Genomic DNA, 16,471 nt, shown 5'->3' with positions numbered 1-16,471 from the left:
CATGTTTAATCGTGGCGCGGTGCCCACATCGTGGCGTCGTGACCCGCGACACGGCGCGATCCGGCTCACGTCGCGGCCCAGAGCGCCCGGTAGTACGCCGTGCGGACGGGGTCGTCGGCGACGCCGTACGCGTCGAGGAAGGTCTGCTCGAAGCCGGGGCCGTGGTTCCAGCCGAGGCTCATCGTCGCGACCGCGAGGTCGGCCCAGCGGTCGGCGACGCCGAGGGCGTCGAAGTCGACGTGCCCCGACCAGAGGCCGTCGTCGCCGATCAGCGTGTTGGGCACGCACGGGTCGCCGTGGCAGACGACGAGGAGGTCGACGGGCGGCGGGTCGCCGAGGTCAGGAGGCACGGCGCGCGCCTTCTCGCTGGTCGCGATCCGGTCGTCCACCGACCAGCTGAACGGGCACTCGTCGACCGGCAACGCGTCGTGCAGTCGCCTCAGCCCCCGTCCCGCCTCGCGCACGACGGTCGCCGGGTCCGCGGCCCGGAGCAGGTCGACGGCGCTGCGCCCGGGCACGCCCGCCGTGACGAGGTACTCGCCCTCGTCGTCACCGCCGATCTCGAGCACGCGGGGGGCGGGGGTGAAGTCGACGACCCAGCGCAGCCGCATCTCCTCGGCGTGCAGGTCGAGGCCGCTGCCGTACGGGGCCCACTTCACGAAGCGCCGGGTCGGGCCCTCGCCCAGGCGGTAGGTGGTGCCGCCGGCCTCGTTGCGCCACACCGCGGTGATGGCGTCGCCGCGCGCGGCCGTGACCACCGCCTCCGGCACCTCGGCGTCGGGGTCGGGCCGGTTCTGCGTCCACATGCCCCGAGTCTCGCACCCGCCACGGCACCCGCACCCGCCCCGGGCACGACGGAGCGGGCCGCCCCCGGAGGGACGGCCCGCTCTGTCGTGGTGCGGGGGGAGCTGCTTACGCGCGGCTGCCCTTGCGGCCGGTGATGAAGCCCCAGATGACGAGGACGACGAGCGCACCGAGGATCGCGATGATCCAGCTCTGGATGCTGAAGAAGCCGTCGTAGCCGACGTTGAAGACGGCTCCGCCGATCCAGCCACCGATGAGGGCGCCGATGACACCGAGGATCAGGGTGGCGATCCAGCCGCCGCCCTGCTTGCCCGGGAGGATGAGCTTGGCGATGGCGCCGGCGATGAGGCCGAGGAGGATGAAGGCGAGGAAGCCCATGATGTGGTCCTTTTCGTTGGTGCGCGGAGTGCGCGGGTGCTGCTGAGACGGTCGGGGTCGGGTGCGTGTCAGCGGGGTCTGGGTGACGACCGCATGCGAAGAGGCCCGTGAGAAGGTCGTCCTCTCGGGCCCCAGCGGTCGAGAGGACTAGTGCGCGGCCTTGCGGGCCTTCTTCACCGCGGCCTTGCGGGCCTTGGTGACGTCCTTCTTGGCCTGGGCACGCGCCTTCTTCACCTTGGGGTCGTTCCAGAACGAGCCGAAGAAGTTGCTGATCTCCTTGTAGCGGCCCTTCCCGGCCTTGGCGCCGTAGGTGTACGCGAGGAACGCGATGAGGGCGATGACGAGGTACTTGAAGCGCATGTGGTGGTCCTCCCGGTGGGACGTTCTTGTCGTTCGGGGCTCACGCTATTCCTCCTGGGAGTTCTCTGTTACAAATCGGATTGGTGGGAAGTTCCCGGTGTTCGCTTTTGTCCCGTCCCTCGCCGGGCTCCACCCCGACACACCCCCGCCGCACGACCGAAACACCCCGGCAACACCTCCTGGCTAGCGTCGAGCCATGGGCGAGCTCTTCGAGGGATACGCGACCACCACGGGTGCCGCGGCCCGGGCGACCGGCGCCCGTCCGCCGGCCGCCGCGTGGGACGAGATGTTCGAGCGCGACGGCACGCCCCGTCGGGCGTACCACGAGATCCACGCGACCCTCGAGGGCATGACGCAGGACGACCTGCGCGGCCGCACCGCGGCGTTGGCCGACTCGTACCTGGCGCAGGGCGTCACCTTCGACTTCGCCGGCGAGGAGCGGCCGTTCCCGCTCGACGCCGTGCCCCGGGTCGTCGAGCACGCCGAGTGGACCACCGTCGAGCGCGGCATCAAGCAGCGGGTCAAGGCCCTCGAGGCGTTCCTCGCCGACGTCTACGGCCCGCAGACCGCCATCGCCGACGGGGTCATCCCCGCGAGCCTCATCACGAGCTCGAGCCACTTCCACCGGCAGGCGAGCGGCATCGACCCGGCCAACGGCGTGCGCATCCAGGTCAGCGGCATCGACCTGGTCCGGGACGAGGCCGGAGCCTGGCGCGTGCTCGAGGACAACGTGCGCGTGCCGAGCGGCGTCAGCTACGTCATCTCGAACCGTCGCGTCATGGCGCAGACGCTGCCCGAGCTGTTCGTCTCGATGCGCGTGCGGCCAGTGGGCGACTATCCCAACCGGCTGCTCGCCGCCCTCAAGAAGAGCGCCCCGTCGGGAGTCGACGAACCGACCGTCGTCGTGCTGACCCCCGGGGTGTTCAACTCGGCCTACTACGAGCACACGCTGCTGGCCCGCCTGATGGGCGTCGAACTGGTCGAGGGTCGCGACCTCTACTGCTCCGGCGGCCGGGTCTTCATGCGGACCACCGGCGGACCCGAACGCGTCGACGTGATCTACCGCCGCGTCGACGACGAGTTCCTCGACCCGCTGCAGTTCCGGGCCGACTCCGTGCTCGGCTCGCCGGGCCTCCTGATGGCCGCCCGTCTCGGCACGGTGACGATCGCGAACGCGGTGGGCAACGGCGTCGCCGACGACAAGCTCGTCTACACCTACCTGCCCGAGCTGATCCGCTACTACCTGGGCGAGGACGCCCTGCTGCCGAACGTGCACACCTGGCGGCTCGAGGACCCCGGGGCCCTCGACGAGGTGCTCGACCGGCTCGACGAGCTCGTCGTGAAGCCCGTGGACGGCTCGGGCGGCAAGGGCCTCGTCGTCGGCCCGGCCGCCAGCCGCCGCGAGCTCGACGACCTGCGCACCCAGCTGCGACGCGACCCCCGCGGCTGGATCGCGCAACCCGTGGTGCAGCTCAGCACGATCCCGACCCTGGTCGACGACGGACTCCGCCCTCGGCACGCCGACCTGCGGCCCTTCGCCGTGCACGACGGCGACGACGTCTGGGTGCTGCCCGGCGGCCTGACCCGGGTCGCGCTGCCCGAGGGCCAGCTCGTCGTCAACAGCAGCCAGGGCGGCGGCTCGAAGGACACCTGGATCGTCGGCGGCGACGTCAACGCCTGGGCCGGTCACGACGTCAGCGCCCTGATCGCCGAGCAGACGACCCCGACGCAGTCGCTCCCGGTGATCACCCCCGAGCAGGTCGCCGCGGCCGCGGCCTCGGCCGCCGACCACAGTCCCGACCACGCGCCCCAGGACGACCCCCGCAACGACCAGCAGGCGCAACAGCAACAGACGAAGGAGGGGCGGGCCGGGTCACGAAGCCGACCCGTGCCTCCTGCGTCCCGCGTTCCCGACCACGGGACGACCCCGACCGAAGGACCATCATGCTGAGCCGCATCGCCGAGAGCCTGTTCTGGATCGGCCGCTACATCGAGCGGTCGGACGGCACGGCCCGCATCCTCGACGTGCACCTGCAGCTGCTGCTCGAGGACCCCTGGATCGAGGAGGACGTCGCCTGTCGCAGCCTGCTCGCCGTGATGGGCAGCGACGCCCCCGAGGGCGACCTCGCCCGCAGCGACGTCCTGTCGATGCTCGCGGTCGACCGGCACAACCCGGCGTCGATCGCCTACTCGCTCGGCGCCGCCCGCGAGAACGCCCGCCGGGCCCGCGAGATCGTCTCGACCGAGCTGTGGGAGTGCCTCAACACGACGCGCGCCCGCATGCCGCGCAAGGTCGCCGACGACAAGGTGCACGAGTTCTTCGCCTGGGTGCGCGAACGCAGCGCGCTCGCCGTCGGGATCATCGAGAGCGCGACGAGCCGCGACGAGGTGTGGCAGTTCTTCACCCTCGGCCGGTCGATCGAGCGGGCCGACATGACCGCGCGCCTGCTCGCGACCCGCACGCTCACCGAGGCGTCGGGCCCGTCGTGGACGACGATCCTGCGGTCGTGCGGCGCGTACGAGGCCTACCTGCGCACCTACCGGGGCGTGCCGAGCGCCCGCAACGCGGCCGAGTTCCTCCTGCTCGACCGGCTGTTCCCACGCAGCGTGCTCTTCGCGATCAGCCGGGCCGAGGCCTGTCTGCGCGAGGTCGAGCCGACGACCCACCGGGTCGCGGCCTCCGACAGCGGGGTGCGGATCCTCGGGCAGATGCGCAGCGAGCTCGAGTTCCGGCCGATCGGCGACATCCTCGACGACCTGCCCGGGCAGATGGACACCGTGCAGGCCGCGACGAGCGCCGCCTCCGAGGCGATCAGGCAGCGGTACTTCCCGACGAGCGCCGCGCCCACCTGGGTGGGGGAGCGCTCGTGAGCCGCCTGCGCATCCGGCACGTCACGGGCTTCTCGTACCAGGGCGAGGCCGTCGCGAGCTACAACGAGGCGCGCATGCTGCCGGCGCACACCGAGGGCCAGTTCGTGCTCTCGTCGCACCTGCGCATCGAGCCGGTCGCCGCCTCTCACGAGTACGTCGACTACTGGGGCACGCGGGTGTCGTCGTTCGAGGTGCTGCTGCCGCACCGGCAGCTCTCCCTGACCGCGACCTCGCTCGTCGAGGTGCGACCGCAGGCGCATCCGTCCGAGACGATCTCGTGGGACGACCTGGCGGCGGTCGCGGGGGCCAGCACGTCGTTCGTCGAACACCTCGCGCAGACGCCCCTCACCGCGCCTCCGGCCGACCTGGCCGCGGTCGGAACCGAGGCACGGGCGACCCACGCCGATCCGTGCGCCGCCGCGATGGCGATCTGCGAGACGGTCGGAGGCGCGGTCCGGTACCTGCCCGGCGTCACGAACGTGAAGACCACGGCCGCCGAGTCGTGGGCCGCCCGGGCCGGCGTCTGCCAGGACATCGCCCACGTCACGGTCGGTGCGCTGCGGGCGGCGGGCATCCCGGCGCGCTACGTCAGCGGCTACCTGCACCCGAAGCCCTCGGCCGAGCTGCGCGAGACCGTCACGGGGGAGTCGCACGCCTGGGTGGAGTTCTTCTGCGGCACCTGGCACGGCTACGACCCCACCAACCTGATCGACATCGGCGAAAGGCACGTGGTCGTCGGCCAGGGCCGCGACTACCGCGACGTGCCGCCGCTGCGCGGGGTCTACGCGGGGTCGTCGAACAGCGAGCTCTTCGTCACGGTCGAGATCACCCGCAAGGCCTAGGCCCGCCCGGCGCCGGTCAGCAGGCCGTGTAGGCGTGGGCCGGGTCGGTGGCCGGCATTCGGGCATGGGCCACCAATGCGTGTCATGACAAGCAGGCTTGACATCTGATGATCGACTGCGGTCGAATGGTCGGGGCCGCAGGGATCCGGCACTCGACGGTCAAGGAGACAGTCATGAGAACTCACATGCCCTATTCGATTCCCGCCGCAGCGGTCCTCGCCATGGTCCTGGGGTTCGGGGTGAGCGCGTCAGCAACAGGGGTCTGGTCCCAGGTCGGGAGGATCACGGCTTTCGGCATGCTCTTCATCGCCATCGTCTCCGTTGGCCTTGTCGTACGACGAGCCAGGAATCGATCTCGGATGGATGCTCCGTCCGGGCTGGAGGCTTCCTTGGTGCAGAGAGCCGGGGCCTGCGCCTTCGCCGACCTCCTGATCGTCCTTCCCGCGACGGGTCTCTTGCTGCTGCTGTCAGGGAGTTGGATTCCGGCGTCGCTGGCCGTGCTCTTGGTCACCGTCGTCGCAATCACGGACTTCTGGGCGCGCTACCTGCTGTCTACCCGGCTCGCCGCGTGAAGAACGACGTAGCACGTCTCCGAGTGGGAACGGGTCTGACGCAGGCAGCCCTGGCTTCGCTGGTTGGGGTGTCGCGTCAGACCATCCATTCCATCGAGAAGGAACGACACACGCCTGGACTCGTTCTGGCGTTCGCCATCGCTGATGCGCTCCACGTCGACGTGGAGGCCGCCTTCGATGTTCGCGAGGCAGGGTGAGGGTTCGCCTCCGCTCGGAGCCGAACCCTCACCTTGGATCAGACGCAGGATGCGGCGCGACTGTTCACGTACACCTTGAGTTGTTTGTTGTTCTTGCATTTGCCCATGGCGCTCGCTGCGACAGTGGCGGCCGTGATGATGGCGCCGACGACGACGCAAGCGACCTGCCCGACAGCGGGGATCGCGCAGATGGCGGCACCGAGTGCAAAGCCCGCTCCTGCGATGAGGGCGTCTTGATCGACTTGATTAAACTTCACGTAGAGACCTCGCGAATCGCTGCCCCCACTCAGACGTGACTCCCGGGGGGGGCGGAGGTCGCCTCGAATGTCATCCCTTCGCCCAGGTCGACGACGGAGGTTGTCGAACCGTCCGCATTCGGCGTCGAAGAGGTGACCAGGCCAGCCACGTCAAGCTCCATGAGCGCCTCGTTCCAGTCCGAGTTGGTGATCGCCGGCCGCGAGATGGCTGCTTCCACCTCAGTCTGTGTGTCGGCGGATGCGCCCAAAGGGCTCACGAGAAGCATGACTGCAGCCAATGCAGTGGCCGAGGTGACGGCACGGATTCGTTTCATCTCAACTCCTTTTTTGACAGTGGGGTCTGTGCCCGCTGTCAAACTAGGAGAAGCCGATATTTGAAGCAATAGGTATCTCACGCGACGTAATGCCGCTGGCCTGATCGAAGGATCGAAGTTTCGGTGGGTGAGGACCATCTTTGTCCCGAGGCCGAGCAGGCCCGGGTCAGCAGGCCGTGTAGGCGTGGGCCGGGTCGGTGGCCGGCACCAGGTCGTGGTCGCGCACGATGGTCGAGGGGGGCGGGGCGAGCCCGGTGACGCGGGCGCACACCTCGGCGACCGAGCCGCGCAGGTCGTCGGTGTACTCGACGTCGAACACGAGCCCGCCGTAGACGTCCGTGAAGGCGTCGCACTCGTCGTAGCGGTCGCACTCCTCGGTGACGGCGAAGTCGTAGCCGACCTCGTCGCGGCCCCGGGCGCCGAGGTCGGCGGTGTTCTTCTGCGCCGTCGCCAGCCCCGCCGCGTGGGCCCGCGCGACGAGCAGCGTCGCGAAGGCGACCGCGTCGTCCTCCCCGAAGGCGTCGTCCGACCGCGTCCACGAGTCGAGGTTGTCGAACTCGACCGCCTGGTAGCCCGAGGCGGCGCAGCCGTCGATCGTCGACGCCTGGCGCTCCGCCACGGCCTGCCGGTTCGCCTCCGAGGACAGGTCGAACAGGTGCTCGTCCGGCCAGCCGGGATCGACCAGCGGTTCGCCGTCGGGCGTCCGCACGAGCAGCTCGTCCGGCCACTCGACGCCCGGTTGGGTCTGGAACCCGTTGACGTAGCAGATGCCGTAGACGTCGTCGGCGGGGTCGTCGGTGCTGTCGCGGGCGACGACCGTGGCTCCGTCGGGGACCGGCGACGCGCCTCCCAGTTGGTAGTCGAAGCGGGCGCCTTCGGGCGGCAGCACGACGCCGTCGGCCGTCGCGGCCCCCGAGGCCCCCACCGCGGACGTGGAGGCGCGCTCGGGTCGTTCACCGGCCCCGGCGTCGACGCCCGTGCAGCCCGTCACGACCAGCGCGAGTCCGACGAGTCCGACGAGTCCGAGGCGTGTGCGCATGCGGCGAGCCTAGGTGAGTCGAGCGACCGGGCCGACCGTCAGGCGGTGTGCGACAGCGGCGCGGACTCGCGCTCGCCGACCGCGGCCTCGGCGGGGGTGGCCCCCGCGGTGACCACCGTGGCGGTGGGCGACGTGGCCGGGGCGGCGGGGGCGCGGCGCGAGGTCAGGAAGTCGAGGCGCGCGGCTTCGCGGGCCAGTTCGCGGTCGTGCTCGGCCTGTCGGGCGGCGGCGCGGGCGTCCGCCAGGCTGCGCGCGTTCTCACGGGCCCTGGCTGCGGCGGCGGAGGAGGCGCGACGCGCGGTCGCCCCCGTGGCCCGGGCGGCGACGACGGCACCGGCCGCGGTGGCCCGGCTGCCGTGACGCACGCCGTCCCAGGTCGAGCGGGCGGCCGGTCGGGTGCGCGTCGCGACGGTGGTGCCGGTCGTGCGGAACCAGGCGACGACGACCGGGGTGGTGCGTCGGACCCACGCGACCACGGCCAAGGAGGCGCGACGGACGCCCCGGGCCGTGGCCCGACCGGCCCGGGCCAGGGCGTCACCCGTGGCGCGCACGGCGGACGCGACCCGGGTGGCGGCGGACGACAGCACGGGACGCAGGCGTTCGGCGAGGGTCGGCCCGGCGGGAGCCTGCTCGGGCACGGCGGAGGGGGTGGACGCGGTCTCGACGGGCGTACCCGTGGCAGAGGCGATCGCCGGCGTCGGTGTGGCGGCGAGGACGGGGGCGGACGCGACCACGGCGGCGGACGCGACCACGGGGGCGGCCGTCGGCCGTCCCGCGGACAGGACCCGCGCCTCCTGGGTGGTCGGTCGGACGGGGGCCGGTGTCGTCTCGCGGACGGCCTCGTGCTCGAGAGGGTGCTCCGGCTCGTCGCGCGGCAGGGCGCCGAGCACCCGGTCGGTCAGCCCGACGAGGGCGAGGGCGACGCCGCCGACGACGAGGGCGGCACCGAGCAGCCAGATCGCGATGGTGACGAAGTCGAGGTCGCCGATGGGCAGGAAGCCGCCGGCGAAGAGCCCGACCGTGGCCAGGCGGAAGGTGGCGGCGAGGACGAGCGCCGCGCCCGAGACCAGCATCGCGAGGGCGACCCAGCCCGTGACTGCTGCCTTGCCCATGCGACACCTCCTGAGGATGGAGCGCGCGTCGCGGGTCGGGCCCGCGCGGACGTCCCCTGCGAATGTAACCCGGAGGAGGGCTCGACCGTAACCCGCAGCGGTGGACGCGCCGTTCCCGGGCGATGCTCGGCTTCTGCGGGGGCTTCTCGGATGCGGGCCCGGGATGATCGCTCGCATGGCCAACTTCGACCGTCTCCTGGGTGCCGCCGCGCGTGCGCTCGGCAACTCCTCTTCTTCTTCGTCCGGCCGCGGTGGCGCGACCGGTGGTTCCACCGACTGGCGTGACGTGGTGCGCAAGGTCTCCGACAAGGTGACCGGCGACGACCGCCAGGACGGGCAGCCGCAGCAGGGCGGCCGCCAGCCCCAGCGCGACGGGTACGGGGCGCCGCAGCGGGGTGTCGGGCGCCCGGCCACCGGGGGCCACGCCCCCCAGGGGTCCGCCGCGGACCGCGCGGCCCTCGCCAAGTACGACTACCTGCTGCAGACCGCCCCGCCGCAGCAGCTCGAGCAGGTCCACCGCGACGCCTTCGAGCGCCTCACCCCCGAGCAGCGTCAGCAGGTGCTCACCCGCCTGAGCGCCGAGGTGCCCGCGGGCGAGCGTCCCGCGTCGAGCGCCCCGGCCGACCTCGCCCGGGCGGCGACCCGGGGCGAGACCGCACACCCCGGCCTGATGAAGCGCGTGCTCGGCAGCACGGGGGGCAAGGTCGCGGCAGGTGCCGCGGTCGGCGCCGGAGTGGCGGGGGTCGCGGGCCTCGCGGTCGCCGTGGCCGGGGCGGCCGCCGTCAGCAGCGTCGCCCTGCCCCTGCTGTCCGACGCCGTGACGTCGGGCATCGACTTCGACCAGCTGACCAACGGCTTCGGCTTCGAGGGGCTGGACGGCCTGACCGCGGGCGGCGAGGAGTACCTCGGCGGACTCGGCGAGCAGGTCGGCGGACTCGGCGAGCAGGTGGGTGGACTGGGCGACCAGCTCGGCAACCTCGGCGAGGGCTTCCAGATCCCCGGCCTCGGCAACCTCTTCGACCGCTGACCGCGCGGCCCGCGGCGGCGCGGCTCGCGCCCACGCGGCTCGCGCCCGCGCGGCTCGCGTCCTGAGGCCCCAGGAACTCGCCGAGACCCTCCCGCGCGCGCGGGGGTCCGAGCGACTTCCCGGGGCCTCGCGCGGGTAGCCTCTGCTCATGACCGCGATCTCGGCCGGCATCGCCGTCGTCTTCCTGCTGCTCTTCGCCGCGTCGCGTCGGCGGGACGCCCGGCGGTTCCGCAACGGGGTGTTCCTCTTGATGGCCGGGGGCTTCGGGGTCGTCGCCGCCGCGAACGTCCTCGTCGCGGCGTTCCCGCCGCTCGTCTTCGTGTTCCTCGTCGCCGTGGCGCTCGTGCCCCTGCTCGTCCTCGCGCTCGCCGTCTTCGCGATCGCGAACGGCGTCACCATGCTCCGGTCCGAAGGGCGCAGCCTCGGCAACCTGCTGTCGTTGCTGGTCGGCATCGCGCTGATCGGCGTGCCGTTGCTCGTCGTCGTGATCGTCGAGGCCGGTCGCCGGTCGGACGTCGCGGCCATCCAGGACGCAGCCGTGGGGCTCGGCATCGTCGTGGTCTTCGTCACCGGCTACGCCGCGCTCACGTTCGCCGCGTTCACCCTGTGGTCGCTCGTCTACGCCCGACCCCGGGTGCGCGAGCAGCCCGACGCCCTGATCGTGCTCGGCTCCGGACTGATCCGCGGCGAGGTGCCGCCGCTGCTGCGCAGCCGACTCGACCGGGCGCTGGCGATCTACCGCGCGACCTCCGAGGGCGTGAGGCGGCCGGTGCTCGTCCCGTCGGGCGGTCAGGGGGCCGACGAACCGCGTCCCGAGGGCGAGGCCATGGCCGAGTACCTGATCGCCCAGGGGGCCGACCCGGCCGACGTGCTGCCCGAGACCGAGTCGCGCTCGACCCGCGAGAACCTCGTGCTGTCGGGGGAGGTGCTCGCCGACGCCGGTCGGACCGGGTCGACCCTCGTCGTGACGAACAACTACCACGTGCTGCGCGCCGCGCTGCTGGCGCGGGACGCCGGCAGCAGCGCCGACGTGGTCGGGGCGCCCACCGCCGCGTACTACGTGCCGAGCGCCTTCCTGCGCGAGTGGGTCGCCGTGATGGTCGAGCACAAGCTGCTCAACGTGCTGCTGATCGCGCCGTTCGTCGTGCTGCTGGCGTCCCTGCTGGTCTACGCGCGCCTCTGACCCGCCGGCGCCGCGCCTCCTGGTCAGGACGGTCGCGTCGCCGTGCCCTCGTCGACGGCGAGCTCGGCCGCGGTCTCGTCGCGCGCCCGGACGGCGGCCGCGTCGCCGTCGTGCTGCAGGCGGTAGTGGAACCGGCCCGCCCCGAGCACGGGCAGCGCTCCGGTCACGGGCTCGGGCTCGCCCCCACGGACGCGGCGCACCCGCAGGTGTTGCCCGCGGACGAGCCAGACGATCGCGACGCCGGCCGCCACGAAGCCCGACGCCGCCGCGACGCCGATGGCCCACCGCGGTCCGGCGACGTTCGCGACCCAGCCGACCATCGGTGCGCCGAGGGGCGTGCCGCCGGTGAAGACGGCCATGTAGAGCGCCATGACGCGCCCGCGCATGCGGGGTGCCGTGGTCAGCTGCACGGTGGCGTTCGCCGTCGTCATGAGGGTGATCGAGGCGAGTCCGACGGTGACGAGCACGGCGGCGAAGCTCCAGTAGGTCGGCATGACGGCGGCGACCAGGCAGGTCACGCCGAAGGCCAGGGCCGCCGTGACGAGCACGCGCCAGCGGGGCTTCTCGCGTCGGGCCGAGAGCAGGGCGCCGACCAGCGACCCCACCGCGATCGCCGACGACAGCAGGCCGAACCCGCTCGCGTCGACGCCGAACTCGACGCTGGCCATGGTCGAGGTGAAGATGGCGAAGTTCAGGCCGAAGGTGCCGATGACGAAGACCATGACGAAGACGACGACGAGGTCGGGCCTCTCGCGCACGTACCGGAATCCCTCGCGGATCTGGCCCTTGGCCCGCGACACGGCCGGCTTCAGCTCGAGCTGGGCGACCCGGATGAACCGCAACGACAGCAGCACGGCCGCGAACGAGCCGGCGTTGATCAGGAACACCCACCCCGTGCCGATCGTCGCGATCAGCACGCCGGCGACCGCGGGGCCGACCAGGCGTGCGCCGTTGAACGACGCCGAGTTCAGGCTGACGGCGTTCGTCAGGTGGCCGGGGGGCACGAGTTCGGACACGAAGCTCTGCCGCACCGGGGCGTCGATCGCGGCCGCGACGCCGAGCAGGAGGGCGAAGAGGTAGACCATCCAGAGCTGCACGCTGTCCGTGAGGACGAGCACGCCCAGGCCGAGCCCGAGCAGGCCCATGCTCAGCTGCGTGACCATCAGCAGCCGCCGCCGGTCGAACCGGTCGGCGATCAGCCCCGTGATCGGCACCATCAGGATCGGCGGGGCGAACTGCAGCGCCATGGTGATGCCGAGGGCCGTGGCGTCGTTGTCGGTCAGGTCGGTGAGGACGAGCCAGTCCTGCGCCGTCCGTTGCATCCAGGTGCCGATGTTGGACACGAGCGCCCCCGCGAACCAGAGGCGGTAGTTGAACAGCGACAGGCTGCGGAACATGGCGCTCACGAACGGGTCAGCTTCCGCAGGATCTCGGTGGCGTCGGCCAGGGTGCGGCGCTCGTCGGCGGTGAGGGCCGAGAGGCGGGGCACGAGCCACTCGTCCCGACGTCGCCGCGTCTCGAAGACGAAGGCGGCACCGGCCTCGGTCGTCTCGAGCAGCACGCGGCGCTTGTCGTCGTCGTCGACCGTGCGGCGCAACAGCCCGGCGTCGACGAGCTTGCCGACGGTCCGGTTCATCGACGGGGGAGTGACGCCCTCGTGGGCGGTCAGCGCCCCGATCGTCAGCGGTTGGTTCTGCACGACGTAGCCGAGGGCGGCCATCTGGGCGTCGGTGACGTCGGCGTCGGCCTTCTGCTGGCGCAGGCGTCGGGCGAGTCGCAGCACGGCGCCGCGCACGTCGGTCGCGAGGTGGGCGTGCGGCACGGCCCGGGTGGCGGAGGGGGCAGGAGGCTCGGATTCGGTCATCGCCGGGCCACGATACTCGTTTAGTTCGGCTAAGTAAACGTCTGGTCGCGGTCCGGGTGCGACGCGACCCCTCGGGGCGCCCCGCGCCTAGGCTCGTGCCGATGAGAGACGACGACGTCCCGGCCGAGCCGAGCCGCCCCTCCTGGTTGTCCGCGAGGGGAGCCGTGCTGACGGTGGCGATCGTCGTGGGCATCTCGCCCTTCGCGACCGACATGTACATCCCCGCGCTGCCGGCCATCGCGCGCGACCTCGGGGCGTCGACGGCCGAGGTGCAGCTCAGCCTGACGGCGTTCCTCGTCGCGTTCGCGGTCGGGCAGATCGTGATCGGGCCGATCAGCGACGGTCGGGGCAGGAGGCGCATCCTGCTGGGCGGGACCGTCCTGTTCGCCCTCGCCTCCCTCGCCTGCGCCGTCGCTCCCGACGCGGCCACCCTCGTCGTCGCGCGCGTCGCGCAGGGCCTCGGCGGCGCGGCGGGCTCGGTGGCCGCCCGGGCCATGGTGGGCGACGCGACGACGGGCCTCGTGCGCAGCAGGCTCTTCGCGACGCTCGCCGCGATCAACGCCGTCGGCCCGGTCGTCGCCCCGCTCGTGGGCGGTGTCGTGCTCTCGGTGTCGAGCTGGAGGGCGACGTTCGTCGTGCTCGCGGTGCTCGGGGCCGCCCTGACCTGGGCGGCCGCGCGCCGTCTGCCCGAGACGCTCGTCGACCCCGAGCCGGGTGCGGGCTCGCTGGTCGCCTCGCTGCGACGGATGGGCACGCTGCTCGCGATCCCGCGCTTCCGGTGGTACCTCGTGACGGGCTGCGCCGCGACGATCGGGTTCTTCTCGTACATCGCGACGTCGTCGTTCGTCTTCCAGGAGCAGTACGGCTTCGGCGAGGGCCTCTACACGCTCGTCTTCGCCTCGAACGCGTCGTGCATGATCGCCTCGACCCTGGTGTTCCGCCGCCTCGTCGGGCGCTTCGCCGAGGACCACCTCTTCACCGTGGGGCTCGTCACCTGCACCGTGGGGTCGGCCCTCGTGCTCGTCGGTGCGCTGACCGGCGTCGGCCCGGCACTGATCTGGCCCGCGCTCGCCCTCGTGACGGCGGGCTGGGGCTGGGTCATCCCCGGGTCGATCACCCTGACGCAGGCGCTCGGGCACCGCGCACCCGGTACGGCCGCCGCGCTCGCGGGCGGCCTGCAGTTCGGGCTCGGCGGGGCCGCGACCCCGCTCGCCGGGGCGCTCGGCGGCACCGCCGTCGTGATGGGCGCCCTGATGCTCGGGTTCATCGCCGCCGGTCTCGCCGTACAGCTGTGGGCGTCGTCGCGAGGCACTGCCCCGGCGACCTGACCCCGCGGGCCCGACCCGCGCCTCCTGCCGTCGATCCGGGGCTGGTGCGTCGGCCCGGGTGGTGCCACCCTGGGCTCGACGCCGACCGGCGCCGTGACCCGAGGAGGACCCCGTGACCGTGCAGCTCACCCCGTACCTGGCGTTCCGCTCCGAGACGAGGGAGGCGTTCGACTTCTACGCCTCCGTCTTCGGCGGCAGCCCCACCTTCAGCACCTTCGGCGAGTTCGGCGTCGGCGCCCCCGACGAGGCCGAGAAGGTCATGCACGCCCAGCTGGCCACGCCGTCGGGCCTGCTGCTGATGGGGGCGGACCGCCCCGACTCGTACCCGCTCGAGGAGGCGAGCAGCGTGTCGCTCTCGCTCTTCGGCGGACCCGACGACGCCGAGACGTTGACCGGATGGTTCGATGCGCTCGCCGAGGGCGGCACCGTGCACGAGGCCCTGTCGCAGGCGCCGTGGGGCGACTCGTTCGGCATGCTCGACGACCGCTTCGGCCAGCACTGGATGGTCAACGTCGGCGGCGCCGCGGCCTGAGCCGGGGCACGCCCGACGGACGAGGAGGCGCGGTGGCGGTCGCCGAGGTCGCCGCGCCTCAGTCGCGTCCGAGTCGACCGATCACGCTCTCGTCGAGTCGGGCGAGCAGGTCGGCCACGTCGTCGTAGACCTCCTCGGCCCCCGCCTCGACCAGCTCGGCCCGGGAGAAGCCGCCGCTCAGCACGCCGATGCAGGTCACGCCCGCCCGGTGCGCGGCCTCGACGTCCCACACGGCGTCGCCGACCATGACGGCGCGTTCGGCCGGCACGTCCGCCTTGTCGAGGGCGACCTCGACGATGCCCGGGTCGGGTTTCGCGGTCTCGACGTCCTCGCTCGAGGTGACGGCCCAGAGGGCGTCCTCGACGTCGAGCAGGTCGCGCAGCGCCTTCAGCTCCTCCTCGGGCGCGCTCGTGGCGAGCACGACGCCGTGCCCCCGGCGAGCGAGCTCGGCGAGCAGGTCGGTCGCCCGCCCGAAGACGTGCAGGTCGCCCCGCTCGCCGAGGTGCTCGGCGTAGTGGCGTGAATGCGCGTCCTTGACGTCGTCGAGGAGGCGCGCGGCGGCGTCCTTCCCGACCAGCCCCTCGACCAGCAGGGACGAGTCCTTGCCGATCGACCGGTGGATGCGCCAGCTGTCGACGGGGTGGCCGACGTCGGTGAAGGCCCGCGACCAGGCGTCGACGTGCGCGAAGTTCGAGTCCACCAGGGTGCCGTCGATGTCGAAGAGGACGGCGGTGGACGGAGCAGAGGACGTGGGGGAGGTCATCCCGCCACCCTGCCCCCGAACGAGCGAAGGTGCACGGACTGCACGAGATCGGCCCGGATCAAGACGACACCTGTTGCTCATGGGTCCCTGCGGGCGTACGTTCGCAGACGGGCTCGTCGACGAGCCCGACCGGCCCCGACGGTCGGCCCACGAACGAGGAAGGCACGCACCATGGCACGGTTCAGCGACAAGACGGCACTCGTCACCGGCGGAGGCAGCGGCATCGGCGCCGCGATCTCGCGCTCCCTGGCAGCCGAGGGGGCATCGGTGGTCGTCACCGACATCAAGCTCGACGCGGCGCAGGGCGTCGTCGACCAGATCGTCGCCGCGGGTGGCACGGCCGTGGCGTTCGAGCAGAACACCGCGAAGCCCGAGCAGTCCGAGGCAGCCGTCGAGTTCGCGAAGACGACCTACGGTGCCCTCCACCTCGCGGTCAACAACGCGGGCATCGGCGCCCCCGCCGCCGACATCGGCGAGTACGACATCGCCGCCTGGGACCGCGTCCGCTCGGTCGACCTCGACGGCGTCTTCTACGGCCTGCGCTACCAGCTGCCCGCGATGGTCGAGGCGGGCGGCGGTTCGATCGTCAACATGAGCTCGGTGCTCGGCTCGGTCGGCATCGCCCAGAACGCGGCCTACGTCGCGAGCAAGCACGCCCTGGTCGGCCTGACCAAGGTCGCCGCGCTCGAGTACTCGAAGCGCGGCGTCCGCACCAACGCGGTCGGCCCCGGCTTCATCGACACGCCCCTCGTCCGCGCCTCGCTCGAGGGCGACGCGCTCTCGTACCTCGAGTCGCAGCACGCGACCGGTCGCCTCGGGACCGACGCCGAGGTCTCGGCGCTCGTCCTCTTCCTGCTGAGCGACGAGGCGTCGTTCGTCACGGGCAGCTACCACCTCGTCGACGGCGGCTACTCGGCGCACTGACGACGGTCCCTCAGGAGGCGCGGTGCGGGGAGTCCTGCGCCGCGCCTCCTCAGCCGGTCCGCTTCAGCCCGGCTTCAGCGCGCTCCCGCCATGATGGGCACGAC

General features: G+C 72.4%; 20 protein-coding genes. 10 read left to right on the top strand and 10 right to left on the bottom strand.

Going from position 1 to position 16,471, the window contains the following annotated elements; genetic code table 11:
• Positions 1-65: 65 nt before the first annotated feature.
• From ACVJ1F_RS13565 to ACVJ1F_RS13555, 3 genes are all read right to left on the bottom strand, one after another.
• Entirely contained in the window at positions 66-806 is a 741-nt protein-coding gene (locus ACVJ1F_RS13565; protein ID WP_456886833.1) for a phosphotransferase, read from the bottom strand.
• Between the two features lie 106 nt (positions 807-912).
• Positions 913-1,182 (bottom strand): GlsB/YeaQ/YmgE family stress response membrane protein, encoded by a 270-nt coding sequence (locus ACVJ1F_RS13560; RefSeq protein ID WP_123520097.1) that lies wholly within the window; start codon positions 1,180-1,182, stop codon positions 913-915.
• A 147-nt stretch (positions 1,183-1,329) separates the two neighbouring features.
• Positions 1,330-1,542: a hypothetical protein gene (locus ACVJ1F_RS13555; RefSeq protein ID WP_056049364.1), complete on the bottom strand. Its 213-nt coding sequence runs from the start codon at positions 1,540-1,542 to the stop codon at positions 1,330-1,332.
• Positions 1,543-1,738: 196 nt separating this feature from the next.
• Between ACVJ1F_RS13555 and ACVJ1F_RS13550 the strand changes: the two genes are divergently transcribed.
• The 5 genes from ACVJ1F_RS13550 to ACVJ1F_RS13530 all read left to right on the top strand — a co-directional run bounded on the left by ACVJ1F_RS13550 (position 1,739) and on the right by ACVJ1F_RS13530 (position 6,024).
• Positions 1,739-3,493 (top strand): circularly permuted type 2 ATP-grasp protein, encoded by a 1,755-nt coding sequence (locus ACVJ1F_RS13550; RefSeq protein ID WP_456886831.1) that lies wholly within the window; start codon positions 1,739-1,741, stop codon positions 3,491-3,493.
• Positions 3,487-4,413, top strand: a complete 927-nt coding sequence (locus ACVJ1F_RS13545; RefSeq protein WP_056049358.1) for an alpha-E domain-containing protein — start codon at positions 3,487-3,489, stop codon at positions 4,411-4,413. The genes ACVJ1F_RS13550 and ACVJ1F_RS13545 overlap by 7 nt, the downstream gene beginning before the upstream one ends.
• Positions 4,410-5,255 (top strand): transglutaminase family protein, encoded by an 846-nt coding sequence (locus ACVJ1F_RS13540; protein WP_456886828.1) that lies wholly within the window; start codon positions 4,410-4,412, stop codon positions 5,253-5,255. The genes ACVJ1F_RS13545 and ACVJ1F_RS13540 overlap by 4 nt, the downstream gene beginning before the upstream one ends.
• Before the next feature lie 392 nt (positions 5,256-5,647).
• Positions 5,648-5,827 (top strand): hypothetical protein, encoded by a 180-nt coding sequence (locus ACVJ1F_RS13535; protein ID WP_173150693.1) that lies wholly within the window; start codon positions 5,648-5,650, stop codon positions 5,825-5,827.
• Positions 5,824-6,024 carry a helix-turn-helix transcriptional regulator gene (locus ACVJ1F_RS13530; protein ID WP_371740395.1) on the top strand — a complete coding sequence of 67 codons (201 nt, stop codon included), beginning with the start codon at positions 5,824-5,826 and terminating at the stop codon, positions 6,022-6,024. The genes ACVJ1F_RS13535 and ACVJ1F_RS13530 overlap by 4 nt, the downstream gene beginning before the upstream one ends.
• Before the next feature lie 38 nt (positions 6,025-6,062).
• Here the strand turns inward: ACVJ1F_RS13530 and ACVJ1F_RS13525 are convergent, their stop codons facing one another.
• The 4 genes from ACVJ1F_RS13525 to ACVJ1F_RS13510 form a co-directional block, all read right to left on the bottom strand.
• Positions 6,063-6,281 (bottom strand): hypothetical protein, encoded by a 219-nt coding sequence (locus ACVJ1F_RS13525; RefSeq protein ID WP_456886826.1) that lies wholly within the window; start codon positions 6,279-6,281, stop codon positions 6,063-6,065.
• A 29-nt stretch (positions 6,282-6,310) separates the two neighbouring features.
• Positions 6,311-6,595 (bottom strand): hypothetical protein, encoded by a 285-nt coding sequence (locus ACVJ1F_RS13520; RefSeq protein ID WP_456886824.1) that lies wholly within the window; start codon positions 6,593-6,595, stop codon positions 6,311-6,313.
• Between the two features lie 166 nt (positions 6,596-6,761).
• Positions 6,762-7,634 carry an endo alpha-1,4 polygalactosaminidase gene (locus ACVJ1F_RS13515; RefSeq protein WP_456886822.1) on the bottom strand — a complete coding sequence of 291 codons (873 nt, stop codon included), beginning with the start codon at positions 7,632-7,634 and terminating at the stop codon, positions 6,762-6,764.
• A gap of 38 nt (positions 7,635-7,672) precedes the next feature.
• Positions 7,673-8,746 carry a hypothetical protein gene (locus tag ACVJ1F_RS13510; RefSeq protein ID WP_456886820.1) on the bottom strand — a complete coding sequence of 358 codons (1,074 nt, stop codon included), beginning with the start codon at positions 8,744-8,746 and terminating at the stop codon, positions 7,673-7,675.
• A 175-nt stretch (positions 8,747-8,921) separates the two neighbouring features.
• Between ACVJ1F_RS13510 and ACVJ1F_RS13505 the strand changes: the two genes are divergently transcribed.
• Positions 8,922-9,773 (top strand): cation-transporting ATPase, encoded by an 852-nt coding sequence (locus tag ACVJ1F_RS13505; protein WP_456886818.1) that lies wholly within the window; start codon positions 8,922-8,924, stop codon positions 9,771-9,773.
• A gap of 148 nt (positions 9,774-9,921) precedes the next feature.
• Positions 9,922-10,956 (top strand): YdcF family protein, encoded by a 1,035-nt coding sequence (locus tag ACVJ1F_RS13500; RefSeq protein ID WP_456886816.1) that lies wholly within the window; start codon positions 9,922-9,924, stop codon positions 10,954-10,956.
• A 23-nt stretch (positions 10,957-10,979) separates the two neighbouring features.
• Here ACVJ1F_RS13500 and ACVJ1F_RS13495 read toward each other — a convergent pair whose 3' ends face one another.
• The gene (locus ACVJ1F_RS13495; protein WP_159825865.1) at positions 10,980-12,362 is read right to left on the bottom strand and encodes an MFS transporter; all 1,383 of its coding nucleotides are present in this window, start codon (positions 12,360-12,362) and stop codon (positions 10,980-10,982) included.
• A complete protein-coding gene (locus tag ACVJ1F_RS13490) occupies positions 12,359-12,820 on the bottom strand; it encodes a MarR family winged helix-turn-helix transcriptional regulator (protein WP_456886814.1) in 462 nt (153 codons plus the stop codon). Before ACVJ1F_RS13490 ends, ACVJ1F_RS13495 begins: the two co-directional genes overlap by 4 nt.
• A 101-nt stretch (positions 12,821-12,921) precedes the next feature.
• Between ACVJ1F_RS13490 and ACVJ1F_RS13485 the strand changes: the two genes are divergently transcribed.
• Both ACVJ1F_RS13485 and ACVJ1F_RS13480 read left to right on the top strand, forming a co-directional pair.
• Positions 12,922-14,148 carry a multidrug effflux MFS transporter gene (locus tag ACVJ1F_RS13485; protein ID WP_456886812.1) on the top strand — a complete coding sequence of 409 codons (1,227 nt, stop codon included), beginning with the start codon at positions 12,922-12,924 and terminating at the stop codon, positions 14,146-14,148.
• Between the two features lie 112 nt (positions 14,149-14,260).
• Entirely contained in the window at positions 14,261-14,680 is a 420-nt protein-coding gene (locus tag ACVJ1F_RS13480; RefSeq protein WP_456886810.1) for a VOC family protein, read from the top strand.
• A 58-nt stretch (positions 14,681-14,738) separates the two neighbouring features.
• On the opposite strand, the gene ACVJ1F_RS13475 is transcribed toward ACVJ1F_RS13480, so the two are convergent.
• Entirely contained in the window at positions 14,739-15,443 is a 705-nt protein-coding gene (locus ACVJ1F_RS13475) for an HAD family hydrolase (protein ID WP_456886808.1), read from the bottom strand.
• A gap of 171 nt (positions 15,444-15,614) precedes the next feature.
• Here ACVJ1F_RS13475 and ACVJ1F_RS13470 point away from each other — a divergent pair, with 171 nt between their 5' ends.
• A complete protein-coding gene (locus tag ACVJ1F_RS13470) occupies positions 15,615-16,367 on the top strand; it encodes an SDR family NAD(P)-dependent oxidoreductase (protein WP_056047333.1) in 753 nt (250 codons plus the stop codon).
• Positions 16,368-16,471: the final 104 nt, after the last annotated feature.

This window comes from Frigoribacterium sp. 2355 (assembly GCF_054060695.1).
Note: the sequence above shows the minus strand (reverse complement) of the source record. Positions and strands in the feature narration are given on the sequence as shown.